Origin of the sequence: Megasphaera sp. UBA4233, assembly GCF_002395615.1 — a bacterium.
GTDB lineage: Bacteria > Bacillota > Negativicutes > Veillonellales > Megasphaeraceae > Megasphaera > Megasphaera hexanoica.
This window is the reverse complement of sequence record NZ_DGXL01000020.1, coordinates 22,442-46,769: the sequence shown is the minus strand read 5'-3', so window position 1 is coordinate 46,769 and position 24,328 is coordinate 22,442. Positions and strand designations below refer to the sequence as shown.

The 24,328-nt window shown below is 47.4% G+C and carries 25 protein-coding genes and 1 other annotated feature; of the genes, 5 read left to right on the top strand and 20 right to left on the bottom strand.

Translation table 11 applies throughout. The annotated features are described in order from the left end of the window. Nucleotides 1-24: 24 nt before the first annotated feature. On the top strand, nucleotides 25-498 hold the full coding sequence (gene tadA / locus B2U90_RS06255) for a tRNA adenosine(34) deaminase TadA (RefSeq protein ID WP_059075994.1): 474 nt from the start codon (nucleotides 25-27) through the stop codon (nucleotides 496-498). Nucleotides 499-599: 101 nt separating this feature from the next. On the opposite strand, the gene gatB is transcribed toward tadA, so the two are convergent. The 11 genes from gatB to B2U90_RS06200 all read right to left on the bottom strand — a co-directional run bounded on the left by gatB (nucleotide 600) and on the right by B2U90_RS06200 (nucleotide 10,993). After that, on the bottom strand, nucleotides 600-2,039 hold the full coding sequence (gatB, locus tag B2U90_RS06250; RefSeq protein ID WP_059075993.1) for an Asp-tRNA(Asn)/Glu-tRNA(Gln) amidotransferase subunit GatB: 1,440 nt from the start codon (nucleotides 2,037-2,039) through the stop codon (nucleotides 600-602). After that, complete coding sequence (gatA, locus tag B2U90_RS06245; RefSeq protein WP_059075992.1) at nucleotides 2,039-3,502, bottom strand: Asp-tRNA(Asn)/Glu-tRNA(Gln) amidotransferase subunit GatA; 1,464 nt, start codon at nucleotides 3,500-3,502, stop codon at nucleotides 2,039-2,041. The genes gatB and gatA overlap by 1 nt, the downstream gene beginning before the upstream one ends. 11 nt (nucleotides 3,503-3,513) lie before the next feature. Next, nucleotides 3,514-3,804 (bottom strand): Asp-tRNA(Asn)/Glu-tRNA(Gln) amidotransferase subunit GatC, encoded by a 291-nt coding sequence (gatC, locus tag B2U90_RS06240; protein ID WP_059075991.1) that lies wholly within the window; start codon nucleotides 3,802-3,804, stop codon nucleotides 3,514-3,516. 173 nt (nucleotides 3,805-3,977) lie between these two features. Next, nucleotides 3,978-4,157 (bottom strand): FeoB-associated Cys-rich membrane protein, encoded by a 180-nt coding sequence (locus B2U90_RS06235; RefSeq protein ID WP_059075990.1) that lies wholly within the window; start codon nucleotides 4,155-4,157, stop codon nucleotides 3,978-3,980. Between the two features lie 144 nt (nucleotides 4,158-4,301). Continuing rightward, entirely contained in the window at nucleotides 4,302-6,743 is a 2,442-nt protein-coding gene (gene feoB, locus B2U90_RS06230) for a ferrous iron transport protein B (RefSeq protein WP_292017371.1), read from the bottom strand. A 5-nt stretch (nucleotides 6,744-6,748) separates the two neighbouring features. Beyond that, complete coding sequence (locus B2U90_RS06225; RefSeq protein ID WP_075581141.1) at nucleotides 6,749-6,991, bottom strand: FeoA family protein; 243 nt, start codon at nucleotides 6,989-6,991, stop codon at nucleotides 6,749-6,751. An 82-nt stretch (nucleotides 6,992-7,073) separates the two neighbouring features. Next, a complete protein-coding gene (locus B2U90_RS06220; protein WP_059075987.1) occupies nucleotides 7,074-7,367 on the bottom strand; it encodes a DUF2325 domain-containing protein in 294 nt (97 codons plus the stop codon). 325 nt (nucleotides 7,368-7,692) lie between these two features. Then, nucleotides 7,693-9,780: a heavy metal translocating P-type ATPase gene (locus tag B2U90_RS06215; RefSeq protein ID WP_292017370.1), complete on the bottom strand. Its 2,088-nt coding sequence runs from the start codon at nucleotides 9,778-9,780 to the stop codon at nucleotides 7,693-7,695. 5 nt (nucleotides 9,781-9,785) lie between these two features. Further along, on the bottom strand, nucleotides 9,786-10,409 hold the full coding sequence (locus tag B2U90_RS06210) for an HMA2 domain-containing protein (RefSeq protein WP_292017369.1): 624 nt from the start codon (nucleotides 10,407-10,409) through the stop codon (nucleotides 9,786-9,788). A gap of 4 nt (nucleotides 10,410-10,413) precedes the next feature. Further along, nucleotides 10,414-10,662, bottom strand: coding sequence for an HMA2 domain-containing protein (locus B2U90_RS06205; RefSeq protein WP_234995438.1), 249 nt, complete (start codon nucleotides 10,660-10,662; stop codon nucleotides 10,414-10,416). 112 nt (nucleotides 10,663-10,774) lie between these two features. After that, nucleotides 10,775-10,993 carry a hypothetical protein gene (locus B2U90_RS06200; RefSeq protein WP_059075984.1) on the bottom strand — a complete coding sequence of 73 codons (219 nt, stop codon included), beginning with the start codon at nucleotides 10,991-10,993 and terminating at the stop codon, nucleotides 10,775-10,777. 458 nt (nucleotides 10,994-11,451) lie between these two features. Here B2U90_RS06200 and B2U90_RS06195 point away from each other — a divergent pair, with 458 nt between their 5' ends. After that, a complete protein-coding gene (locus B2U90_RS06195) occupies nucleotides 11,452-13,554 on the top strand; it encodes a heavy metal translocating P-type ATPase (protein WP_292017368.1) in 2,103 nt (700 codons plus the stop codon). Nucleotides 13,555-13,667: 113 nt separating this feature from the next. Here B2U90_RS06195 and B2U90_RS06190 read toward each other — a convergent pair whose 3' ends face one another. Next, on the bottom strand, nucleotides 13,668-14,183 hold the full coding sequence (locus tag B2U90_RS06190) for an HMA2 domain-containing protein (RefSeq protein ID WP_292017367.1): 516 nt from the start codon (nucleotides 14,181-14,183) through the stop codon (nucleotides 13,668-13,670). An 82-nt stretch (nucleotides 14,184-14,265) separates the two neighbouring features. Beyond that, on the bottom strand, nucleotides 14,266-14,475 hold the full coding sequence (locus tag B2U90_RS06185) for a 50S ribosomal protein L9 (RefSeq protein ID WP_170087204.1): 210 nt from the start codon (nucleotides 14,473-14,475) through the stop codon (nucleotides 14,266-14,268). A 553-nt stretch (nucleotides 14,476-15,028) separates the two neighbouring features. On the opposite strand from B2U90_RS06185, the gene B2U90_RS06180 reads away from it, so the two are divergent. Both B2U90_RS06180 and B2U90_RS06175 read left to right on the top strand, forming a co-directional pair. Beyond that, the gene (locus B2U90_RS06180) at nucleotides 15,029-15,586 is read left to right on the top strand and encodes a DUF3793 family protein (RefSeq protein ID WP_292017366.1); all 558 of its coding nucleotides are present in this window, start codon (nucleotides 15,029-15,031) and stop codon (nucleotides 15,584-15,586) included. 13 nt (nucleotides 15,587-15,599) lie between these two features. Next, nucleotides 15,600-16,013 carry a flavodoxin gene (locus B2U90_RS06175; protein ID WP_059075978.1) on the top strand — a complete coding sequence of 138 codons (414 nt, stop codon included), beginning with the start codon at nucleotides 15,600-15,602 and terminating at the stop codon, nucleotides 16,011-16,013. Nucleotides 16,014-16,097: 84 nt separating this feature from the next. Here B2U90_RS06175 and B2U90_RS06170 read toward each other — a convergent pair whose 3' ends face one another. From B2U90_RS06170 to rplM, 5 genes are all read right to left on the bottom strand, one after another. Further along, nucleotides 16,098-16,868 (bottom strand): EFR1 family ferrodoxin, encoded by a 771-nt coding sequence (locus B2U90_RS06170; RefSeq protein ID WP_292017365.1) that lies wholly within the window; start codon nucleotides 16,866-16,868, stop codon nucleotides 16,098-16,100. Between the two features lie 201 nt (nucleotides 16,869-17,069). Beyond that, nucleotides 17,070-17,699, bottom strand: a complete 630-nt coding sequence (locus B2U90_RS06165; RefSeq protein ID WP_292017364.1) for a TetR/AcrR family transcriptional regulator — start codon at nucleotides 17,697-17,699, stop codon at nucleotides 17,070-17,072. 238 nt (nucleotides 17,700-17,937) lie between these two features. Further along, nucleotides 17,938-20,436, bottom strand: a complete 2,499-nt coding sequence (locus B2U90_RS06160) for an autotransporter outer membrane beta-barrel domain-containing protein (RefSeq protein WP_292017363.1) — start codon at nucleotides 20,434-20,436, stop codon at nucleotides 17,938-17,940. Between the two features lie 315 nt (nucleotides 20,437-20,751). Next, nucleotides 20,752-21,144, bottom strand: a complete 393-nt coding sequence (rpsI, locus tag B2U90_RS06155) for a 30S ribosomal protein S9 (protein WP_118022355.1) — start codon at nucleotides 21,142-21,144, stop codon at nucleotides 20,752-20,754. 21 nt (nucleotides 21,145-21,165) lie between these two features. After that, the gene (gene rplM / locus B2U90_RS06150; RefSeq protein WP_059075973.1) at nucleotides 21,166-21,606 is read right to left on the bottom strand and encodes a 50S ribosomal protein L13; all 441 of its coding nucleotides are present in this window, start codon (nucleotides 21,604-21,606) and stop codon (nucleotides 21,166-21,168) included. A 193-nt stretch (nucleotides 21,607-21,799) separates the two neighbouring features. After that, nucleotides 21,800-22,044, top strand: a binding site (T-box leader). An 81-nt stretch (nucleotides 22,045-22,125) separates the two neighbouring features. Here rplM and B2U90_RS06145 point away from each other — a divergent pair. Next, nucleotides 22,126-23,058 carry a homoserine O-succinyltransferase gene (locus B2U90_RS06145; protein WP_170087207.1) on the top strand — a complete coding sequence of 311 codons (933 nt, stop codon included), beginning with the start codon at nucleotides 22,126-22,128 and terminating at the stop codon, nucleotides 23,056-23,058. 86 nt (nucleotides 23,059-23,144) lie between these two features. Here B2U90_RS06145 and upp read toward each other — a convergent pair whose 3' ends face one another. Together upp and rpiB are read right to left on the bottom strand one after the other, a co-directional pair. Beyond that, on the bottom strand, nucleotides 23,145-23,768 hold the full coding sequence (gene upp / locus B2U90_RS06140; protein WP_059075971.1) for a uracil phosphoribosyltransferase: 624 nt from the start codon (nucleotides 23,766-23,768) through the stop codon (nucleotides 23,145-23,147). A 42-nt stretch (nucleotides 23,769-23,810) separates the two neighbouring features. Beyond that, a complete protein-coding gene (gene rpiB / locus B2U90_RS06135) occupies nucleotides 23,811-24,248 on the bottom strand; it encodes a ribose 5-phosphate isomerase B (RefSeq protein WP_059075970.1) in 438 nt (145 codons plus the stop codon). Nucleotides 24,249-24,328 lie beyond the last annotated feature (80 nt).

Sequence of the window (24,328 nt, the reverse complement as noted above, 5' to 3'; positions counted from 1 at the left end):
CAAAAAAGAATCAAGGATATCATTATGACAAAAGATGAATTTTATATGGGGAAAGCCCTGGAAGAAGCCAAAACAGCCTATGCCGTCGGTGAAATCCCGATTGGCGCCGTCATTATTTATCAGAAGAAAGCTATTGCCCGGGCCTACAATCTGCGGGAAAGCCTGCCCTGTGCCACCGCCCATGCAGAACTGCTGGCTATCGAAAAAGCCTGCCGCGCCCTCGGCCGGTGGCGCTTATCGGGCTGTACGCTCTATGTCACCTGTGAGCCCTGTCCCATGTGCGCCGGAGCCATCGTCAACAGCCGTCTGGACCGGGTAGTCTACGGCTGCGCCGACCCTAAGGCAGGTGCCGTACGGTCCCTGTTCCAGCTGGCAGACAGCCCGCTTCTCAATCACCGGGCTTCCATTACAGCCGGCGTCCGCGCCGATGAATGCGCCGCACTCCTCAAAGATTTCTTCCGAAAAAAACGAAAAAAAAGTGATTCTGGACAGCCCTGAGATAATCGTCATAACAGACGAAACATAAGGCAAAGGACCATGCATGATAGCCGAAGACTTCATGCATGGTCCTTTATTGTATGTACTATGAACGCTGCTTCTTATTCCAGATTTTTCGTGAGCAGCTGGTTGACAACTCCCGGGTTAGCCCGCCCCTTAGTCTGTTTCATGACCTGTCCGACGAGGAAGCCGATAGCTTTCTTCTTACCTGCTTTATAATCGGCGACAGACTGCGGATTGGCCGCAATGACCGATTTGACGATTTCTTCAATAGCACCAGTATCGGTAATCTGTACCAAGCCCTGTTCTTTGACGACATCGTCGGCAGACTTGCCGCTGGACCACATTTCCGGCAGGACTTTCTTGGCAATCTTACCGGAAATCGTACCTTTGGCAATGAGTTTGAGGAGACCTGCCAGCGCCGCCGGACGGACCGGAGCCTGATCGGCCGTTACGCCTTCTTCATTGAGTTTTTTGGCAAACTCGCCGAGCATCCAGTTGGAAGCCGTCTTGGCGTCGATTCCTTCTTTGACGACATCTTCAAAATAGTCGGCTGTCTGTTTTTCCAGTGTCAGGAGATTGGCATCGTATTCGGGAAGTCCCAGTTCATCCTGGAAGCGCTGGCGCCGTGCGTCCGGCATTTCCGGTAATTCAGCCCGTACTTTTTCAATATATTCCTTCGATACTTCGATAGGAATCAGATCCGGTTCCGGGAAATAACGGTAATCGGCATCGCCTTCTTTGACACGCTGCAGGACCGTAATACCCTTGGCTTCTTCCCAGCCGCGGGTCGCCTGCTGGATTGTGCCTCCTTCATCGAGAATCTGGGCCTGACGGACCGCTTCGTATTCAATCCCCTTTTGGACACCACTGAAGGAATTGATATTTTTAATTTCCGTCTTCGTCCCCAGTTTATCACTGCCGACGGGGCGTACGGAAATGTTGGCATCACAGCGCATGCTGCCTTCTTCCATACGGCAGTCAGATACGCCGAGATACTGCATGATAGAACGGAGTTTTTCCAGATAAGCCCGGGCTTCTTCCCCACTGCGCAGATCCGGTTCGGATACGATTTCCAGCAGGGGCACGCCGGTACGGTTGTAATCGACGAAGGTCGTATCCGATGTGTCGATAGAAGCGCCGCTATGGACCAGTTTACCTGCATCTTCTTCCATATGGATACGGGTCAGATGAACGCGGCGTGTCTTGCCCCCGACTTCGATATCGATATAGCCATTGAGGCAGATAGGCAGATCATACTGGGATGTCTGGAAATTCTTTGGCAAATCGGGATAGTAATAATTCTTACGGTCGAATTTGCTGAACGGCAGGATATCGCAGTGAAGTGCCAATCCGGCCTTTACGGCATAATGGAGAACTTCCTTATTGAGAACAGGCATGCTTCCCGGAAGGCCCAGGCAGACCGGGCATACGTGCGTATTGGGCTGGGCACCGAATTCAGTGGAGCAGCCGCAGAAAATTTTTGTTTTTGTTTTCAGTTCGACATGGACTTCCAGGCCGATAACGGATTCATATTTCATCAGAGTTCAACCTCCCCCATGGGCAGCGGCTTCTTCAGGTCCGTGCGGTTTTGTTCAAATGTATAGGCAACGCGCAGCAGTGTTTCTTCATCAAGAGCCTTGCCAATGAGCTGCATGCCAATGGGAAGACCGTTCTTGAAGCCACAGGGAATGCTGATACCCGGAAGGCCGGCCAGATTCAGTGTAACTGTGCAGACATCGCCTAAATACATGGCCAGGGGATTATTGTCATTCTGACCGATTTTAAATGCCGTATCCGGCGCGGTCGGCGTAAGCAGGACATCACAGGTGCGAAGGGCATTGTCGAAATCCTGTTTTACCAGAGTACGTACTTTCATAGCCCGCAGATAATACGCATCATAGTAACCGGAACTGAGGACATACGTCCCCAGCATAATGCGGCGTTTTACTTCCGGTCCAAACCCTTCGGTACGGGTCTTGCGGTACATATCGACAATGTCCGTGCCATCTGCCCGGAATCCGAATCCAACACCGTCGTACCGTGCCAGATTGGAACTGGCTTCTGCCGGAGCGATGATATAGTAGGCAGCCAGACCATATTTCATATGCGGCATTTTGACCGGCACAATTTCAGCACCGAGCTTCTTATAGGTATCAATGGCTTCTTCCAGGGCTTTGCGGCACTGGTCATCCAGGCCTTCTACAAAGAATTCTTCCGGAACGCCGATTTTCATGCCTTTGACATCATTGATCAGTGCTTTTTTATAATCTTTCTTTTCCTGTGGGATAGACGTCGAGTCCTTCGCATCGTGCCCTGCAATGGCATTGAGGACGATGGCGCAGTCTTCTACGTCATTGGTAAATGGCCCAATCTGGTCAAGAGACGAACCGTAAGCGACCAGACCATAACGGGAAACGAGACCATACGTCGGTTTGAGGCCAACGAGGCCACAGTAGGCAGCAGGCTGACGAATCGATCCGCCCGTATCCGAACCAAGTGACCAGACGGCTTCCCCAGCTGCTACGGCAGCGGCCGAACCGCCGGATGATCCGCCTGGTACATAATCCAGATTCCAGGGATTATGGGTAATCTGATAAGCCGAATTTTCCGTTGAACTGCCCATGGCAAATTCATCCATATTGGTCTTGCCAAGGCTGATATAATCGAGGGCATTCAGTTTTTCAATGACCGTCGCATTATAGGGCGATTTAAAATGTTCCAGAATTTTCGAGCCACAGGTCGTGTTTTGTCCGGCAACGCAGATGACATCCTTAATAGCTCCCGGTACACCGGCCATATCCGCAATAGCTTCCCCGGCAGCGATTTTCTTATCGACTGCGGCGGCTGCTTCCAGTGCATTTTTCCGGTTGTCAGATAAAAAGGCTTTGATATCCGGTTCCACCGTGTCTTTACGGGCAATAAACTTTTCTGTCAGCTCCACAGCAGATATTTCTTTATTTACGAGTTTATCATGCAGTGCATGTATGGTTAATGCTTCCACAATATCCCTCCTCAATCCTGAATGACTTTGGGAACTTTAAAATAGCCATTTTCCGGTTCCGGCGCATTAGAAAGCGCTTTTTCATTGGATAAGGACGGCTGGGGCACATCGTCGCGCATGACATTGCGCATAGATACAGCGTGAGCCGTAGGCGCTACATCCGTGATATCAACCTGATTTAACAGGTCCATATAAGCCAAAATGTCATTCAGCTGTTTCCCGACTTCTTCAATCTGATCGTCTTCGATATTAAGACGGGAAAGCAGTGCGATTTTCTTTATTTCTTCAGCACTGATTTTCATACGGACACTCCTTGTACTAATAATAATATTCAACAATCTAGATTATACCCCATATTGTGCCTCTTGTCATCTGCAGGACAAAAAAATCAGGAGCCGCTTATAATAAACGAACTCCTGATTTTTTACGGTTCTATTTTGAGAAAATGTTCTCAGAATACCTGAAAATGCAATTCTTATTTCTTTTCCCAACTTGTTTTTTCAGGATGGGAGCAGCAGGACGGGCAGCTGCCACTGCAGGAACCACTGCTGCCACAGCAGCTGGTCGTTCCCTTGAACAGCCCCCGGATATGACGGCCGATGTAAAACGCAGCTGCCAATACTACAAGTGCCACAATAATCGTTGCAATGCTCATACAAGATCACAACCTTTCTCTATCGTTTCATTCGGTGATACTGGTATATACTTAGGACGCCTTCCGGCGCCCTAAGTATATCATTATTCCCATTATAAAATCAATAGTTAATTTCAAAAACGAGAATGGTGAATCGCATTCGTATTATGCACCCAGTCCGGCAAAGAGTGCCAGATGATAGGTAATAAAACCACCAATATAAGCAAATACGAGGCACATGCCATCGACGGCGAGGAGCATTTTCCAGGAACCGGTTTCACGTTTGATGACGGCCATTGCTGCAACGCAGGGCATGTACAGCAGGCAAAATACCATCAATGAGAGGGCTACGGCCGGATTGAAGTCCGGGTCGTCTCTCAGGTAAGCGACGATGCCCGATTCATGCGTATCATCACCACCGACGCTGTAAATCGTACCCAGTGTCGAAACCATAACTTCCTTGGCAGCCGTGCAGGCAATGAGGCCTACGCCGATTTTCCAGTCAAAGCCAAGGGGCTGGATAACCGGTTCGACGAAATGGCCGATGCGGGCCGCATAGGACTGTTCCAGTTTTTCGGCATTCTGCTGGTCTTCGAGTTTGGCTGTTGCATCATCGGCTTCTGCTTTGGCATCAAACAAAGGCAGAGCCTGTGCAAATACAGTCGGGTTCTGTTCCTGGAGATCGGCAAAGCTGTCTGGGTATTTACCCATGAACAGCGTATTTTCTGCTTCTTCCGAATTCTTGACCTGATCTTCAACAGAACTCAGAGCCGCAGCCGGATTCAGGGAGTTACCTGTATCCGCTTCGTCTTCGTCGGCTTCATCGGCTGCTTCGTCAGCTGCTGCTACCATGGCTTCATACATATCGTTCAATTCAGCATTATCTTCTATGTCAGAAAGGCCATACCCGGTCAGGATGCTGGCTTGAGTTTCTTCCATCTGGGCCGTTACGGCTTCTTTGGCCGCATTGTAATCCTGGCTGTATTCTACATCCATCGGATAGGCCGTGAGGAACCATACCAGAATGGAAGCGCCAAGAATGAATGTACCGGCTTTTTTGAGGTACAATACGGTGCGTTCCCACATATGGGTCAGAACGCCTTTGAGCGTCGGGATATGATAAGGCGGCAATTCCATGACAAACGGTTCCTGTTCACCCTTAAACGCTGTATGGCGGAGTACCAGCGCGACGCATACGGAAACGATAATCCCCAGCAGATATATGCCGAAGAGGACCGTACCGCCGTGGCCGGAAGCACCGAAGAAAGCCGCAATCAAAAGTGTATACACAGGCAGGCGGGCACCACAGCTCATAAAGGGGCAGGCCATAATGGTGACCAGACGGTCTTTTTCATTGTCCAGTGTACGGGCGGCCATAATACCAGGAACGTTGCAGCCAAAGCCAAGGATCATCGGTATGAACGATTTCCCATGGAGGCCCAGGGCACGCATAGCCCGGTCAATAAGGAAAGCTGCACGGGCCATATATCCCGTGTCTTCCAGCAGACTGATGAATAAATACAACAGTACAATAAGCGGTACAAACGAAAGTACAGAACCGACACCGCCGATGACGCCATCAACGACGAGGGAACGAAGCTGTTCGTCTTCAATCACATCATTGCACCAGTCGCCGAGCATGCCAAAGCCTGTATCCAGCCAGTCCTGAGGATATGCGCCAAGATTGATGACGACAACGAACATGAGCCACATGAGGCCGAGGAAAATAGGAATGCCCAGGAAGCGGTTTGTCAGGACACTATCGATTTTATCCGACAGGGAGTCCGTCGTACCCGGTTTAATAACGGCATTATTATAGGCCTGTACAGCAAAACGGTGGCGGTATTCAGCAAAGCAGAATTCCAGATCTACTTTATTCTTCAGGGAATCCCGCAGCGTATGGGCCATGGCCAGGATGCCTTCCGTTCCATCGATGGCCTTTACCTTGCTGACGACATCACTGTCATTTTCCAAAAGTTTGATTGCCAGCCAGCGTACAGGATACTGGATAATGCCTGTCTTCTGGATCATATCTTCCAGGCTGGTGATGGCTGGTTCCAAGTCGGGGCCGTAATCGACGTTTGCGTTCTTTACCGTTTCTTCTTTCTGGGCTACATTCATGACGGCTTGCAATAATTCCTGGGTCCCTTTATTTTTACTGCCTACGAGAGGAACCACTGTAGCTCCCAGCTGTTCACCCAGTTTTTTCAAATCGATCTGGGCACCCATGCGTTCGGCAATATCCATCATGTTCAGACCGATGACGACAGGCCGCCCCAATTCAATGATTTGGGCTGCCAGATACAGATTCCGTTCCAGGTTAGAAGCGTCCAAGACGTTTACGATGATGTCCGGTTTTTCATTAATAATAACATTTCTTGCAACGACTTCATCCAGAGAACGGGCTGTCAAGCTGTACGTACCGGGAAGATCGACGAACAAAAGGCTATGATTGTCATAATTGCAACGGCCTTCCTTCTTTTCTACCGTAACACCGGGGTAATTGCCGACATGCTGTTTTGCACCAGTAATATTATTAAAAATTGTCGTCTTTCCGCAGTTCGGATTGCCGGCGAGGGCAACCTTGATAGTTCCTGCATTATCCATGACTACTAATGACCTCCTCCGACAGCTACACTGATCATAGCTGCTTCATTCTTTCTCAGTGCCAGCGCGGTCCCTTTGACCTTGACTTCAACGGGGTCGCCCAAAGGCGCAACTTTTACTACTGTGATATGGGATCCCTTGACGACGCCCATATCAACGAGACGATGCTGAATATTCCCATGTCCTTTCAGTGCTTCTACTACACCGCTGACACCGGGTTTCATATCCGCCAGTTTGACAATGTTCATGATCTGACACCTCCTTTACCACTGTCCATTGCCCATATTACAGGCCCGGACAGCGGATGCCGTTCAGGCCTGTAATGGAGATTTACAATGCACATCGCTCAGCACGAGCCTGTAATATAGACTTTAAAGCGCTTGAACTGCTCGTATGGGAACGAACGACTTCTACGTTCTTGCGCTGAGCTTCCTTCACAGCACAATGTACCATTCTATGGGACACGGTACTCGTAAACAGTACTACCAAATCGGGCGAACCGATTTTTGATTTGAAATCGCTTGGTACCTGGGTAAATACTTTTGCCTTATAATCAAACTTTTTACAAATACTTTTGTACTGGCAAACCATACAATCATTTCCACCTACAATGACAACACTCATTTACATCGCTTCCCTTCTCAGGCTCCGTAAATAATACTCACACATCCTCTCTTTATTGATAACATTATTCATTACGATATATAGTATATAAAATCACGTACTGGTTGTCAATACTTGTTTTCATTTTCATAAATTTATTAAGCAATCTATCTATAATTTCCTTTATATAGGCTTAATTTCATAACATATCATGTAATAATGATAATACAATTGATAATTAATATAAATAAAAAGCGAAAGATATCGTAACAATATGTTACATATGATACCTTTCGCTTTTTTATTTCGTACTATATCATGAATCTATTTCTAATATCTTTGAAAATTAAAATCGTTTCACACCTCGTGCCGGACCCAGGATGCGGACACTGTTCATGACGACTGCGAGTGTAGCCGTATTGTGAATCACAGCGGCCCAAAGCGGACTAATCCTTCCCAGAGCCCCCAGCAGCATAGCTGCCGAGTTGACGACAATGGTCGCCGTAAAGTTCTGATTAATGATTTTCATCGTTTTGCGGCCAATGACCAGGGCATCATACAATTTGGACGGATCTTCCGAACGGATAGTAATGGCTGCCGATTCTGCAGCGATATCCGTCTTATTGCCACCCAGGCTGACGCCGATATCAGCAAATGCAAGGGCCGGCGCATCATTAATCCCATCGCCGACCATCATGACGTTCCCCCGTTTCTGAAGCTTCATGACATAATTTGCCTTGTCTTCCGGCAGGATTTCTGCATGGTAGGAATCAATATCCATATCGCGGGCTACTTCAGCAGCCACTTCTTTCGAATCGCCAGTCAGCATAACGACTTCATCGATGCCAAGACGGCGCATCTGATTCAGCGTCTTCTTCATAGCTGGCCGTACCGGATCCTGAATGGCCATGAAACCGATAAACGCCCCATCACGTGCTACATAGAGAAGGCTCTTGCCAACGGTCTTTCCCATAGCTTCCGGCAGACCCGTGACACCTTCTTCGTTCATGAAACGGCGGCTGCCGACGAGAATCGTGCCGCCTTTATACGTTTCAAAGTCAGGCACGACGGCACGCATTCCCCGTGCCACAATCGTTTCCGATGTATCATGGGACGGCGTCGTCCATTTATGATTTTTGACGTATTTCTGGATGGCGACAGCCAGTGGATGAACTGAATGCATTTCCGCTGAAGCAGCCAGCAGGATCATTTCTTTTTCATCGACGCCAGGTGCCGTCTGAATCTGCTGTACCTGCGGAACCCCCATCGTAATGGTGCCGGTCTTATCGAGAACAATGGTATCGATATCAGCAAGATTTTCGATGTAGTTGCCGCCTTTGATCAGAATACCCTTGCGGGCAGCCACACCAATAGCCGCAGAGATAGCCGTAGCCGTAGAAAGCTTCAGGCCGCAGGAAAAATCAATGAACAACAGGTTCAAAACACGCTGCCAGTCTTTGGTCGCACCATAGACGATTGCCGCACCGATAAATGAAATAGGTACCAGCATATTTGCCATCTTATCGGCAAAGTTCTGTACCGGAGCACGTCTCGTCTGAGCTTCTTCTACGAGATGGATAATCTGGGCCAGGGATGTATCATTGCCAACCTTTTCTACATGAATGACCAGACTTCCCGCTTCAATGACACTGCCCGCGTAGACGAAAGAGCCCTTCTGCTTGATTGCCGGATTCGATTCGCCGGTAATGGAGGCCTGGTTTACCGCGGCATTGCCACTTACGACACGCCCGTCAACACATATCTTTTCGCCGAGGTGGACTGCGATGTGATCACCTGGTTTTAACGATTCTACGGGGACTTTCTTTTCTTTTCCCTGTTCGATAAGCCATACATCACGCTGATCCAGCCGTAACAAGCCTGAAATCTGTTTACGCGCCCGTTCTGCCGCATATTCTGTCAGCATTTCTGCTCCATTGGATAAGGCCAGAAGAGTCAGGCTGGATTCAGGTTTTCCTGCCAGAACCGATGCAACGACAGCCGTCGCCGTCAGTGTATCGGCATTGGCCTGATGTTCGCGGATGACACCGAGAACACCGTTTTTAATGAACCGGCGGGCAATGAACAGGGTAAAGAGCCGGCGGAACAAAAGAATGCTATCGTAAAATGCCGGATTGGTTTTGCGCAGGATATTCATGGCAATAAATCCACCAACAGACAGGATTGCTTCCCGTTTATAGGAAGCAATATCCAAATCTTTTCGTTCTTCCCGTTTTGCACCATACGTTTTTTCAAAGCTGTACAGCAAAGGCAGAGCCGAGCGGGGATCAAACGGCCGTCTATAATACAGAGTAACCAGCCGGCCGTCAGTCGAGGCCGCTACGACACCTCGCAGCTGGCGCAGCCGCACTCCCAGCAGAGGACGGATCCGGGCAGGGATTTCTGCATGGAGCCGCAATTTGGTACACATATACATAACAATCACTTTCCTCTCAAAAGGCTGTACGCCCACCATAAGAGCTGCGGACCAGACGCCCGTTCATTCATCGCGATAGTCCGGCGCAGTCCCCGTATAATGAATATGAGGGAAACCAGCGCTTTCAAGTCAAGCAGATGACCTGTACTGTCCGATACTCCCTGATTGAACATACGGCAGACATCAGCAGCGGTATGACGGAAGTCTGATTCAACTTTCTGTTCCATCGTTTTAGCTTCGTCCAGTTCTTTCATCAGCTCTTCCCCCGGTAAGGGAACAGAAAAAACCTGTTCACTCAACACCTTTTCGACCGTATCGAGCGTTTTTTCATCCCCCAGGAGGAGGATACTGCCCGTTCGGGGATTGATTTCAACACGGCGGATGCCCGACATTTTATACAGACATTGTGCCAGGAGGCCGGCCAGGGCCTGATTGCGTACGAGGCTTCTGGCATAATAACGGCGTCGTCCCGGACTTTGGGATGCCCGGCTAAAAAGCGGTAAAACAGGAACAGGCCGGGAATCTGGTATAGTGTTGTGGGCGACGCCTGAATGGCCGGAGTTACTAAAAAATTGGTGAATCGACTTACCAATAGAGGCACCAATCATGAATCCTGATACATAAGACACGTTGTTATCTCCTTTCTATGCGCTTGACGACGTATTGTTCCACTTTCGCCAATTCGTGATTTGTCCGGAGCAGGCCAGGCTGATATTTGATTAATACGGAACCGGTCACCATATTGACTTCAACCGAATCTATTTCATGATAGCTGGAAATATACGCATATACCTGCCGGCACAATCCGGCATTACCTATCAGCCGCTTGCTGTAGAGCCGGATACGGCCTGGAATATAAGAAGATATTTGTACAGACCGCATAATAATATCCCATTTTGAAAATGGCAGCATATTCTGTTTACCTTTCACAAATTCTGATATCACAAGAAAAAGAGACTGTCCCAGGAGGGCGAGACAGTCTCTTTTCTTCTGATTATTTAGCCTGTGCTGCTTCCTGTGCGGCAATCATATCTTCGAGTTCTTCTTTTTGACGCTGTAATTCAGCAACAGGAACTGTAGCCGATGCTGCTGTAGCAGCCGGCTGCTGCAGAGCCAGCAGCTGCTGTTCTCTTTCGACCATCAGTTTATATCCGAAAATACCTGCCAGTACACCCACGCCTAAGCCAATCCAAAAATCCTGATTCTGAAACATACGGAACATCTCCTTTTATCCGGCTCCATCTTTCCTGAGAATTACGAAGCTGTTGTTGTGAAATTGATAACTTTTTACATTAATTATTATATATGAAATCGGTAATTACTGTCAATATTGTGATATTATGTTTTTAAATTTTTTGAACGCCCTTGATATACATGTATTTTATCGCCTTGTCTTCGGAGATACGTTTATGTGCCTTATTATGCATTATATAATTTTAGATTTATTTATCAATATCTTCTAGCTTGAAGGTTTTATATGAACCTTAATAAATACCTGCCCAGTTTACTGAATCCAGTTTACTGAATAATATTATTATAATAAAAATATCATCTTGACATCTGCCATCAGACAGCGTATGCTAATAGCATAAAACAAATGAAGATATGTTCATATGTTTAAATGTTAGAAATGAAGTTTATATACTATACTAATCAAAGAAGGTGCTTGAGATGGAAAAAGTATTTGTTTTAAAAGGGCTGGACTGCCCGAACTGCTCCGCTAAGATTGAAAAAGAGGTAGGCGAATTGGAAGGCATTACTTCCTCTACGGTAAATCTCATGAAACAGACTCTGACGATTACGCTGGATGAGGACCGGGCCCGTACGATAACTCCCATCATCGAATCAATCGTACATACACACGAACCTGATGTAGAGGTGCAGGAACAGTCAGAAGCATCTCCGGGCTGCAGTGAGGAGAATGAAAATACGCGAAACCGCATCATCCGCCTGGCCGCCGGCGCCATCCTGTATGCCATCATCATGGTCCTTCATTCCTTTTACTCTTTTACCGGTATGACTTACCTGGCAGGACTCATAGCCGCCTATTTTATCCTGGGCTATGACGTTCTCTGGCAGGCATTGCGCAATATCACCCATGGCCGGATTTTCGATGAACATTTCCTCATGAGTATTTCTACGATTGGTGCCTTTGGCATCGGAGAATACCCGGAAGCGGTTGCCGTCATGCTTTTTTATCAGATTGGCGAATGGTTCCAGGACATGGCAGTAGACCGGTCCCGTCGTTCCATTTCTGGTCTCATGGATATCCGTCCCGACGTTGCCCACATCAGGCAGGACGGCAAAGAAATCACCGTAGCTCCTGATACCATCGCCATCGGTTCGACGATCATCGTTCATCCGGGAGAACGGATTCCTCTGGACGGCCAGGTAACGAGCGGCAGTTCTCTCCTCGATACGAGAGCTCTTACAGGAGAATCTGTACCCCGCCGCGTTCATAGTGGAGACACTGCCCTGTCCGGATGTATTGCCAAAGATGGAGTCATCGAAATCAAAGTCAGCCGTACTTTTGGGGAATCGACGGCCAGCAAAATCATTGACCTCGTACAGAATGCTGCCAGTCGCAAAGCGCCAACGGAACGGTTCATTACCCGGTTCTGCCGGTATTACACGCCGTTCGTCGTTTTCAGTGCGCTGCTCCTCGGTCTGGTCCCTCCCCTCTTCTTCGGTGGTCTCTGGGCCGACTGGCTGATCCGTTCCTTTATATTCCTCGTCATTTCCTGCCCCTGCGCCTTAGTCATCTCTATTCCTCTCACCTTTTTCAGTGGCATTGGTGCGGCTTCCCGCAAGGGCATTCTGGTCAAAGGCAGCAATTATCTGGAAGCCCTGACCCAGCTCGGTACGGTTGTTTTCGATAAGACTGGCACACTCACCAAAGGCGTATTCCGCGTCACGGCAATCGATTCCACTGACAATTTTTCCAAAGACACGGTCCTTCATCTTGCAGCACTGGCGGAATCTCAATCCCGCCATCCCATTGCCCAGTCTATCCGCCAGGCCTGGAAAAATCCGATTGATACGACGACTTTATCAGATTATCAGGAATTATCCGGTCTGGGAATCTGCGTCGTCTACAGAGGAAAAAAAATTCTGGCCGGCAATGAAACGCTGCTCCATCAAAAGCACATTACGTTTACTCCCAGTCCGGCAGCTGGAACCAAAGTGTACATCGCCTATGGCGGATCGTACGCCGGATGTCTGCATATCACCGACGAAATCAAAGAAGACAGCCGGCAGGCTATCCAGGGACTCAAAGATGCCGGCGTCTCCCAGACGGTTATGCTTACAGGAGATGCAGAAGACATTGGCCGGACCGTTTCCCAAAAACTGGGACTGGATACCTATTATGCCCAACTGCTGCCACAAGATAAAGTAGATCGGCTGGAAGAGCTGGATGCCCACAAGCAGATTGGAAAGAAATTAGCCTTTGTCGGCGACGGCATCAATGATGCGCCCGTACTTGCCAGAGCGGATGTAGGCATTGCCATGGGCGGTCTCGGATCCGACGCAGCTATTGAAGCGGCCGATGTCGTCCTCATGACCGATGAACCCTCCAAGCTGGTGACAGCTATCCGCGTAGCAAGAGCAACTAAAGGCATTGCCTGGCAGAATATCGTCCTGGCACTGGGTATCAAGGGATTGCTCCTCATTCTGGGCGCGCTGGGTATGGCCACTATGTGGGAAGCCGTATTTGGCGACGTAGGCGTCATGATTCTGGCAGTACTCAATTCCATGAGAGCCCTGCGGGCATAAATAATACATCGAAGCACAAAATACGGAGCTGGATCCTGATGAGTTCGTTTCAGGAGACAGCTCCGTATTAATACGTGCAGCTACAGGCCGGCAGGCAGCCGGCCTGTAAGCGTTTATCCGGCAGGGAACCCTTTGCGGCGGGCGTGGGATGCCGCATAGCGGATATAAGGTCGAAGCGGTTCCAATGCCGCTCCTTTTTCCGGATCATACACGATCAGCAGAGAACCGGTCCGGGAATTCATGTCCAGATGACCAATTTGACGAAAGGCTTCTAATGTTTCCCACAAAACCTTCTTGTATCCTTCCTGTCCTTTTAGTTCCCGGATATACAGGCGTATGCGTCCCGGTATGTAAAAAACGACTTCTCCATGTCCGGGAAAGGGGTTTCTTACACAGGGCAGTCTGTCCAATACATCTGGCCGCGGCAACACCGGTTTTCTGACCGGCAGAACCGGTTTACAGGCCCATGCCCCAAGCATCGCTTTCCGGTTCTGAAATGCGTGAATTAGTGAAAGACCTGTCAGTGCCATACCAAAGGCAATATGTGCCTGTTTGGATCCGGCAACAAGGGATCCAATCGTACCGGCAAGAGAAATGGTCAGAGGCAGTCCCAATGATATCCGTTTCATCGTATCCCTCCTTGCTGGCCTTTATGCCAGCTAGCAAAATAACCGGTGCAGCCAGGCTGTCACCGGTTATATAGACTAAATATTACTGCTGCGCTTCCTGTGCGGCAATCATGTCTTCCAAAGCTTCTTTCTGACGCTGCAGTTCTTCCAGGGACGGTGTACCAGCGGCTACCGGTGCCGGCTGCTGCAGGGCAAGAAGCTGCTGCTGTCTCTGCTGCATGAGCTTATACCCAAAGATACCTGCTACGACGCCAATACCTAAGCCAATCCAAAAATTCGTATTCTGAAACATAAAAATCCTCTCCTAACTACAGATACAACATATAAAAATAACAGGAATACACAAATCCCCTTATCTTCTTTATTATAGTCGTGCAAGTAAATGAATGTCAATAACAAAATACGCCTTATTTTTTCATAAATCTTTTTGTTGTTGTTTTATATATTTATTAATTTATATATTTAAATATTTATTATAGTGGATTTTTATAGTTAAATTTGCATAATTATCATTTATTATTGAATAGTATACACAGTGTAAAAATATATTTTATGCTAAATTAAATAAATGATTATCATAAACATTTATTTAATGCAGTAGACAGACGCTCCGATCTCTGCGTATAATCCGCCTCTAGTTTATGGATATATATATCAAAATAAAGCCCGCATCCGATTGATTCATATGTTGGTTTATGATAATTAATATCGTAAAATTCTTTTTTTACAGCTTTAATTCACATTGTATCATGTTATTTTGATATTTTATCTCAAATAACTATTGACATCAGTTATCATAATTGGTATAGTAACTATGGCAGAAAAATACAGGAAGGAGGACTGACATGAACATCGATCATTTACTCGTTACATACTGTGCACCGACACTGGCCCGTCTGAAAATGGGTGCACTGCTCTGTCTTCACCGGGAAGGAACAACGGAAGAATATGAAACCAGCGTCGCCCAGTATAACCGTCAGTATAATAGTAAAGGGCTATATTTCCGCATTCTCTATCAGTGCCCCCAGCGGACACTATTATACGTCTTTCGTCCGGAAATGGTAGAAGCTTATACCCGGAAATCTTATATTGCACGGTTTCTCCAGTCATATGGATATCATCCGTACAGCAGCATATCACAGCTTTTAGATCACCTTTCCCAGCGCTTCCAGGAAGACGGCTGTTTTCCACACGAATCAGGAATATTCCTGGGGTACCCTCTCGCCGATGTGTTGGGGTTCATTACAAACAAAGGCAATCATGCCAAACTGTGCGGTGAATGGAAAGTATATGGCGATGTTCGTCAGGCCGCCGCCTTATTTCATGCCTATACGTGCTGCCGCAAAGATTATATGGACCGCTTTGCCATCGGCACGACATTAGAAAAGCTCATCGTAGCATAAGGAGGACTCAATTATGGTAGAAATCGCATATTGGAGTGGTACAGGAAACACAGAAGCTATGGCACAGGAAATCGCCGCCGCTGTTAAAGCCGCCGGTGCTGATGTAGAAAGTGTCCTGATGGAAGATACGACCCCCGATGCTGTCGCCCAGCATGACGTCATTCTCCTGGGGTGCCCTGCTATGGGTTCAGAAGAATTGGAAGACAGTGTGGTCGAACCATTTTTTACGGCCATCGCTCCCAAATTAAATGGTAAAAAAGTGGGCCTCTTCGGTTCCTATGGCTGGGGAACCGGCGAATGGATGGACACATGGAAACAGCGCGCCCAGGACGCCGGCGCTGTCGTATTTGGTACGGCTATCGTCAATGAAACACCCGATAATTCAGAAGAATGCGCTGCTCTCGGCAAAGCAGCCGCCGCTCAATAACAAGATTCACCGGGCCGACTCCTTTTTTTCTCATATAGAAACGGGACTGACACAGAATACGATTCTGCATCAGTCCCGTTTTTATCAGCGCAAGAAAAGGTCTTTGACTTCTATATCGGGATGATGATACTGGTCTTCCCGGGAAATAGCGTGTCCATGAACCAGGATACCTCCCGATGGACACCAATGGGCACAGGCCATGCACGATACACACTGATCACCTGCACGGGCTTTCCCATTCTTTATAGTGATATTATGCATGGGGCAAAGGCGCTCACATATCCCGCACCCGGTACAGGCCTCTGTATCCACGCTGATGGCAAAGCGCCGTTTTCCCATGTGGCGGACAAGCTGCATGGCCATAAGCGATCCCGTCAGAGAGCGCTTTACTTCGTCCGTATTGACCGTTCTGGCCCGTACGGCTGTAGCAATAGATACTAATTTTTTCCGGGCTGTTTCAAGACGGCTCAAATCATACGTCACGCCCTTTTTCCATGTAGCTGTACTATTGGCAATCATAGGCACTGCCCGCCCATACGACAGGTGGCAGCGTTTCCGTTCCAGAATTTCCTGCAGATTGTACAAGGCATTGCCGGGTGTACTGCCACAAGTAGCTACCGCATAAAAATAGGTCGAAGGTGCAAACCGTGTATATTCTGCAAATTCCCGTACGGGATCAGGCAGATCACCAAAATAAACGGGAAATACGAAACCGATGACTTTATCCTGAATTCCCCTGCACGTGCCACAGTGAGCCGTCAGATCTACCACATGAACAGCCGTATCCCCCGTCTCTCTGGCCAAAAACCGCGCAGCGCTCAACGAATTACCTGTGCCGGAAAAATAAAGTATCATTTTCCTTCACCTCATTACATTTGATTTTGTCACGTTCTGTCTTAGTGTTACTTTTTCTTAACTATAATATCACTATAACACATATTAATACAAAATTCCATATATTTTAATACATATGGTCATGTAATCGTGGTGATTACCATGATTTTTTTATTTTTCTGCTCCGTTTTTCATGCGGCGGCAGGGTCCGGATACGCAGCTTCATTGCTGATGGATTATCGTATTGACAATATCCCTGATTTCCGGCAACCGCTCCCGCAGCCGTTCCAGGACGGCGTCGGTTTCATTGCAGCCTACCCCCAATAGTTCCAGTGCCGTACGCAGACAGATTTCGCTGTACCGGCCGGCATCGACGGAAGTGGAAAAGCCGAACTGGATGACATAACTCCGCATAGCCCCCTTAATCAGGAGGGACCGGAGAAATACGTCCTCGCGGGAAAGAGTCAGGCTGTCACCGAAAATCTGAATGGTCATTTCCGTCAGATGGTTCGTTATTTTTTCAAAAATGACCGGTGACGTATAGCCTTCATAATACGTTTCCCGTACCAGTTCATTCATGCGTACTGCTTCAAATTCGACCTGACACAGGGCCGCGTAACGGAAAGCTGACGATTCATCATGAAAACGCTCACCAATGAGATAATTGCACTGATGGAACAGAGATAATACGAGAGATTGAAAAATATCTTCCTTATTCTTAAAAAAATAGTAAATACTGCCCGTCAGGACACCAGACTCTTCGACAATCTGGCGTATGGTCGTCTTCTTGTATCCCTGATGAACGAATAAATCCTTTGCCGTCGCCAGGATGCGCTGTTGCACACCATTCATATTCTCCCGATTCTTTTTCGTTATTCTCACCGCCTTGAACGCGTTCAATATCACAAATATAGTGTAAAATGAAATAGGAAAGTTGTCAAGAAAAAAAGGCCTTCAGTTAAAAAATTGAACAAGACTCAAAAAGCCCCGCTAAAAAGAATCACTATGCGGGGCCTTTTTGATAAACCTATTCTTTTTTCGTACCTATACGATGGATCAATCTCTTCTTTATTGCTTCTTTATTGCTCCTTTACCATAAGAAACGAAGTCCTGCATTGAATTGCCATTTTGTTGTTACATCCCCACCAAAAGACTTTTCAACGTCTCCATAAAAAACAGTATTGTCCGTCAGGGACACTTTGCCACCGAGTCCAAAGGTATACCACGTATCTCCGCCATCACAATGCTGATAATAGGAGGCATCGGTTCCCCAAAGGGCCATGTCCCAATCTCCGGAAAATTCATGGAGGACATTGAATTTTAAGTAAATCTGATTGGGTGCCTGTCCTTTTGGCGTAGCAAAAGATTTGCCCAGTCGGAACCCCAGTCTGCCAATCAGGCTGTCTTCTCCATCATCATGTACTTTGACGCCATTCGATAACGTATAGTCACTTCCGCCAGATTTGCCATATACCAGCTGAGATTGCGGCTCGATGAACCATTCACCACCCATGTCGAACTTACGGCCATATTCGGCACTAACCATCCAGGCATGATCCGAATAGTCTGCATCTGCCGCTTTCATGCCATCATGGTAAATATTGTATTTGTTGTTATAGTGGCTGTACGATAAGACATAATCCATATAATGGCCTTTGCTGCCAGCCCAGCCAGCATACAAGGAGCCACCGTAGCTGCGCATGTCGCCATCGCCATGATGGTAGTCTACATCACCCATGGCACTGTGAAAAGCTCCGCCGATATGCCATTTGCCATTCTGATGATCAGCCACAGTCCGGTCATACCCTAATTGGTAGAAATTCCAACGATAATTGTAATGACCATATTTATCCGATTCTGTTTCCCCTGATTTCATGCGGAACCAGACGCCATCTTCCGTATCACTATAGTCCCGCAGTTCACCCAGGCGCTGATTCAACGTGTCGATGTTCCGGTGCGATAACAAATCACCATGTACGGCAGAGGCAGCGGCTACAGGGACCTTGATATTATCCGTCGGATTTTCGGAATAATCGACAAAATACCAGTCATTGCCGTTAGTCCCAAACCGGCCAGATACAATATTCTTATCAATGACCGGCGTATAATCAAACAGGGCACCGTCTGAAATGTCCGAGGTCTTAGTAATCGCCTTAAAAGTAATACCAGAAGCGGCATCGGCAAAGCGGACTGGATTGTCAGGACTGACACCTTTTAACGCAGAAATATCTGCTGGCTGGACATAGACCAGACCCGAACCATCTTTGATGGTGAAGAAATCGGTACCCGCATTGCGATAGGCACTATTTACTTTGGCCCCGCTGGCATCCATGACGACAGTCCCTTCATTGGATTTCAAGTTATACAGGACCAGGTTGTTAACTGTATCCTTATCCCCAGTATGGACATTATAGGCATGTGTATCAATGATGCCGCCTTTATCGAGGGTAATAGCACTCAGATAATTGCTCCGTGTATCCAGCCCCTGTGCATCTTTTCCACGCAACATGATATCAGGAACCCATTTGGCTCCATCAGCCAACGTAACTTGCAGCTGGCTGTCATCGCGAACGGCACCATAGGTTTGTGTCGCTTCATCATATTTAATCAGGCCGACACCAGCGCCGTACCAATAGGAATCTTTACCTGAAAAGCCGACGCGGATAGTTCCTGCTTTCGCATCGAGGTTACCATAAATCTGAACGGTATTATCCGGATTCAGGATAGTTCCGTCTTCTTTGGCATTGATATTGATTGTCGAACCGCTGCCGTGCTTAGCTGACACAGCATCGTTCTTGCTGATGGTATTCACGTTCCCCTTAGTATCGATGTCATACTCATTGTCATATCCATCATGTGTTCCCGTGGCGATGTGGTCGTTGATATAGGTATTCCCCGTGACATTGATGACCGCCCCTTGGTCAGCATATAAACCATTATGCGCAATGCTGCGTCCCGTCGTGTTATTGGGATCCAGTTTGGTATCAATGTATAGATTGCCGATTTGAGTGGTCCCTTTCCCAATGAAATAGGCATTGGTATTGACGATACCGCTGTCTTTTATGGCATTTTTCAAATCTGATTTAATCGTCAAATTATCAAATTGATTACCACCGCCACTATAAATACCGTAAACGCCACTGCCTCCATATCTATGGGACAATAATCCATCGACCTGCAGATTTACATCATGGATCGCAGTATTTCCTGATTCCAGCAAAATAGTCTGATAATCACTCTTTCCATAATCGGCCATAGTCATAGACGAATCGGCCCCAAGAGTAGCACGAACAGTATATGAATTCAGATTTTTCTTGGAATTCATAATGACAAGGCCCCGCTTTTCTTTTGAAAGTTTGTCGCCTGTATCATACGTAAAATTCCCATCCTTGAGCAATCCGCTCGTATCCACTTGAAGGCTGGGGGCTGTGTCATTCTGGGTTACTGTATCATCTCCTTTGATATATAGAATCTGTTCATATGGCGGTCCCTCAGCAGCATACACATCTCCACTACCTAATCCGCCCAGTGCACAACCAGCAACCAGACTGAATAAGATAAGTCGTCGCAAATTGCGTCCGCTCTTCATATGCATCCCTCCATGTTTTTATATTTTTCATGTATTATATGTTAATATTATATATCTTATTTTAATTATTTCAATGCAGCATCGCCTACATTACAATAAAAAGCATAACAAATTTAAAAATATATAGAATTGTAATAACATCAGGCTGTGAATCACTTATAATTTGTATATTGTACGTGTATTACAGGACTTACGCATTTGAATTTATTCAAAGTTAATCGATCTTCATAAAAATTAGACATTAAAAAAAACCGCATGAACGGTTTGTTCATGCGGTTTATCTGTTGCATAGGTTTGTGGAAATATACGCGTATATTAACGTTTGCTGAACTGGGAAGCCTTACGGGCTTTCTTGAGGCCGTATTTACGGCGTTCTTTTTCACGCGGATCACGTGTCAGAAGACCAGCTTTTTTGAGGGGCTGACGGAAATCAGCATCGACTTCGAGAAGTGCGCGGCTGATACCGTGACGGATAGCGCCAGCCTGGCCGGACGGGCCACCGCCTTTTACGTCAGCGATGACATCATACTGTTCCGTAACGCCGGTCAGTACGAGGGGCTGTCTAATAACGAGTTCCAGCGTTTTACGGCCGAAATATTCGGTTAATCCTTTTTTGTTTACTGTGATATTACCCTGACCCGGAACCAGACGAACTCTGGCAACGGAGGTTTTTCTACGGCCAGTGCCGTAGTACTGTGCTACTGCCATGAAATCTTCCTCCCGGTTATATTAACGAATGTTCAACTTTAATTCTTCTGGCTGCTGTGCCTGATGCGGATGTTCAGCACCAGCATATACGTTCAGTTTGCGATACATCTGTTCGCCCAGCTTGTTCTTCGGCAGCATGCCGCGAACAGCCATTTCAACAACGCGTTCCGGACGTTTTTCAAGCATGTGGCCTGCCTGTGTAAACGAAGAACCACCGGGATAGCCGGAATGACGGAAATACGTCTTCTGAATGAGTTTTTTACCTGTGAGTTTTACTTTTGCTGCGTTTACAACGATTACATAATCGCCTGTATCTACATGCGGGGTAAATGTCGGTTTATGTTTTCCCCGAAGAACTTTTGCGACTTCGGCAGCAAGACGACCTAATGTCTGACCTTCAGCGTCAACAACATACCATTTACGTTCAATGTTGCTGGCGTTGGCCATAAATGTAGTTTTCATGCTGTATAATCCTCCCTGAATAACTATCTTAAGCCTAAGCTTTAGGATCTTTTTCTCCGGGGCTGGTGGAGTCCAAGTGAAAAGCTTACCTATATATATTACCCGTCCCGGCAGTCTTTGTCAAGCTATTTTTCTGACAATTTCTATTTGACAATCTGGTATAAGCATGTTAGAATGAGCCCATCAACTTGATAGTGTTGCTAAGACGAGAAGAGTATGCAGCAGGGACTGTCACAGAGAGCTCCTGTCCGGTGCAATGGAGCACAGAAAGCGCTGCAGAAGATGGACTCTGAGCAGGCGTGCCGAATAGTCAGGCCGTCCGGTTGTACCCGTTATCGTACTATGGTATTGAGGGCCTTAGGGCCTGCGTACCTGAAGAGGCTGTTTTCGTGAGGAAACAGTGAAATTGGGTGGTATCACGGTGCTTCCGTCCCTTACTGGGGCGGAAGCTTTTTTTGCGTAGTGCCGGCAACCGTCAAGTAACTACAACGTACATCAAAAGAAAAGAGGAATCGTATCATGCCAATCAAAATCATTGACGGATTATCCGCAAAAGAAAAATTACACGAAGAAGGAATCGCCACTATCGACCGCCGCAAGGCACTACACCAGGACATCCGTCCCCTGCGCATCCTGATTCTGAACCTCATGCCGCTCAAAAAAATTACAGAACTCCAGTATCTCCGCCTCCTCGGCGACTCGCCCCTGCAGATAGAAGTCGATTTCTGTCACACGGTTACCCATATCAGCAGCAATACTGATGCATCCTACCTCGATGCCAACTATCGCACGTACGACGAAATCAAGGACACCTACTATGACGGATTCATTATCACCGGCGCTCCCGTAGAAACACTGCCTTTTGAAGAAGTAGATTATTGGCCGGAATTAGTAAAATACCTGGACTGGTCCCGTACCCATGTCTACTCTACTCTGTCGTTCTGCTGGGGTGCCCAGGCTGCACTGTATCATTTCTACCATATCAAAAAGCAGCTCCTGCCCCAGAAGCTGTTCGGCATTTATGAATATCAGCTTACACGTCGCCACCATCCTCTGCTGCGTGGATTCGATGACCGTTATTTTATTCCCCAGTCACGTCATACGGCTATCGATGATGTCGCCGTCTACAATACACCAGAACTGGAAATCCTTTCACGCAATGCCAAAAACGGCATCAATATCATCGGCACGCCGGACAACCGCCAGTTCTTTATTCTCGGCCATTTCGAATACGACCGGGATACACTGGCCAAGGAATATACACGCGACAAGAATAAAGGCCTTCCCATCGCTCCGCCGGCCAATTATTATCCTGATAATGATGACCGCAGGACGCCGGCCTTTACCTGGTGCAGCTATGCCCATATCTTCTATCATAACTGGCTCAACCTGGTCTACCAGGAAACACCGTATATACCGGAAGAAATCGGCCATGTCGCCTGCGCTCACTAACAACTAAAATGGACTGTAACGAAAACAGGCGATATTCCCATTTCGTTACAGTCCATTTTTATCAGTAAATCATTTCCTGCTGTCCGTTATTTCGTACCAAAAATACGGTCGCCGGCATCACCCAGACCGGGAAGGATGTAGCAGTTTTCGTTCAGGCGGTCATCAAGTGCCGCTGCATAAATCTTTACATCAGGATGTTCGCGGTTCAGGCACTGTACCCCTTCAGGAGCTGCGACCAGACAAATAAACTTGATATTCTTGATTCCCCGCTGCTTGAGCAGCGTAATAGCCGCCGAAGCACTGCCGCCTGTAGCTAGCATAGGATCGACGATAATGAAATCACGGCCTTCGATATCAGGCATCTTGCAATAATATTCGACCGGCTTCTTCGTTTCCGGATCGCGGTACAGTCCGATATGACCTACCTTTGCCATTGGCATGAGATTAAGCATGCCCTGAACCATTCCCAGGCCGGCGCGCAGGATAGGGACAATGACCAGCTTCTTGCCGCTGATCTGCTTGCCCGTCATTTTCTGCAGCGGCGTTTCAATTTCTATGTCTTCCAGGGGAAGGTCTCTGGTGATTTCATAGGCCATGAGCATGGTAATTTCTTCCAGCAATTCCCGGAAATCTTTGGAATCTGTTTCTTTTTTCCGCATCAGCGTCACTTTGTGCTGAATCAGCGGGTGATTTAATACTTCGATCTGCATGTGGTATATTCCTTTCTTTATGACATATAGCTGCCTTGCGGCTTATTTATCCATTTCCTTAATCATGTTGACACGGACTTCATGACGGCCGCCATCAAACCCCGTAGAAAGGAAAATGCGGACGATTTCTCTGGCAAGGCCCGGACCGATGACCCGGCCACCCATAGTGAGAATATTGGCATCATTGTGGCGGCGGCAGTATTCGGCAGAGAACATATCGTGGCACAAAGCAGCCCGGATGCCATGGACCTTGTTGGCGGCAATACCGATACCAATACCGGTACCGCAGACTAGGATACCTCTGTCAAATGTACCATCGGCAACGGCTTCAGCTACCTTTTTGGCAATGACCGGATAGTCACACCGTTCCGGCGTATGTGTACCATAATCAGTGTAGGCAATTCCCTGTTCGTCCAAGTATTGTTTGATGTTTTCCTTCAAATCGAAACCACCGTGGTCTGCACCAATTACTAATTTCATAGACTATTTCCTCCTGTACATAAATAAAATAAACACCGATGCGACAGACACCTTTGCTTTTCTTATTTATTATACTCTGA

Excerpts from the sequence above, each read along its gene's own strand:
- rpsI (WP_118022355.1), bottom strand. The coding sequence starts at position 21,144 with ATGGCAGTAGCACAGTACTACGGCACTGGCCGTAGAAAAACCTCCGTT.
- gatB (WP_059075993.1), bottom strand. The coding sequence starts at position 2,039 with ATGAAATATGAATCCGTTATCGGCCTGGAAGTCCATGTCGAACTGAAA.
- B2U90_RS06200 (WP_059075984.1), bottom strand. The coding sequence starts at position 10,993 with ATGTTTCAGAATCAGGATTTTTGGATTGGCTTAGGCGTGGGTGTACTG.
- upp (WP_059075971.1), bottom strand. The coding sequence starts at position 23,768 with ATGCAGATCGAAGTATTAAATCACCCGCTGATTCAGCACAAAGTGACG.
- B2U90_RS06145 (WP_170087207.1), top strand. The coding sequence starts at position 22,126 with ATGCCAATCAAAATCATTGACGGATTATCCGCAAAAGAAAAATTACAC.
- B2U90_RS06175 (WP_059075978.1), top strand. The coding sequence starts at position 15,600 with ATGGTAGAAATCGCATATTGGAGTGGTACAGGAAACACAGAAGCTATG.
- rpiB (WP_059075970.1), bottom strand. The coding sequence starts at position 24,248 with ATGAAATTAGTAATTGGTGCAGACCACGGTGGTTTCGATTTGAAGGAA.
- gatC (WP_059075991.1), bottom strand. The coding sequence starts at position 3,804 with ATGAAAATCAGTGCTGAAGAAATAAAGAAAATCGCACTGCTTTCCCGT.
- B2U90_RS06205 (WP_234995438.1), bottom strand. The coding sequence starts at position 10,662 with ATGCGGTCTGTACAAATATCTTCTTATATTCCAGGCCGTATCCGGCTC.
- B2U90_RS06195 (WP_292017368.1), top strand. The coding sequence starts at position 11,452 with ATGGAAAAAGTATTTGTTTTAAAAGGGCTGGACTGCCCGAACTGCTCC.
- B2U90_RS06225 (WP_075581141.1), bottom strand. The coding sequence starts at position 6,991 with ATGAACATTGTCAAACTGGCGGATATGAAACCCGGTGTCAGCGGTGTA.
- B2U90_RS06185 (WP_170087204.1), bottom strand. The coding sequence starts at position 14,475 with ATGTTTCAGAATACGAATTTTTGGATTGGCTTAGGTATTGGCGTCGTA.
- B2U90_RS06165 (WP_292017364.1), bottom strand. The coding sequence starts at position 17,699 with ATGAATGGTGTGCAACAGCGCATCCTGGCGACGGCAAAGGATTTATTC.
- B2U90_RS06235 (WP_059075990.1), bottom strand. The coding sequence starts at position 4,157 with ATGAGCATTGCAACGATTATTGTGGCACTTGTAGTATTGGCAGCTGCG.
- B2U90_RS06215 (WP_292017370.1), bottom strand. The coding sequence starts at position 9,780 with ATGTATATGTGTACCAAATTGCGGCTCCATGCAGAAATCCCTGCCCGG.
- rplM (WP_059075973.1), bottom strand. The coding sequence starts at position 21,606 with ATGAAAACTACATTTATGGCCAACGCCAGCAACATTGAACGTAAATGG.
- tadA (WP_059075994.1), top strand. The coding sequence starts at position 25 with ATGACAAAAGATGAATTTTATATGGGGAAAGCCCTGGAAGAAGCCAAA.
- B2U90_RS06180 (WP_292017366.1), top strand. The coding sequence starts at position 15,029 with ATGAACATCGATCATTTACTCGTTACATACTGTGCACCGACACTGGCC.
- B2U90_RS06160 (WP_292017363.1), bottom strand. The coding sequence starts at position 20,436 with ATGAAGAGCGGACGCAATTTGCGACGACTTATCTTATTCAGTCTGGTT.
- B2U90_RS06220 (WP_059075987.1), bottom strand. The coding sequence starts at position 7,367 with ATGAGTGTTGTCATTGTAGGTGGAAATGATTGTATGGTTTGCCAGTAC.
- B2U90_RS06190 (WP_292017367.1), bottom strand. The coding sequence starts at position 14,183 with ATGAAACGGATATCATTGGGACTGCCTCTGACCATTTCTCTTGCCGGT.
- feoB (WP_292017371.1), bottom strand. The coding sequence starts at position 6,743 with ATGGATAATGCAGGAACTATCAAGGTTGCCCTCGCCGGCAATCCGAAC.
- B2U90_RS06170 (WP_292017365.1), bottom strand. The coding sequence starts at position 16,868 with ATGATACTTTATTTTTCCGGCACAGGTAATTCGTTGAGCGCTGCGCGG.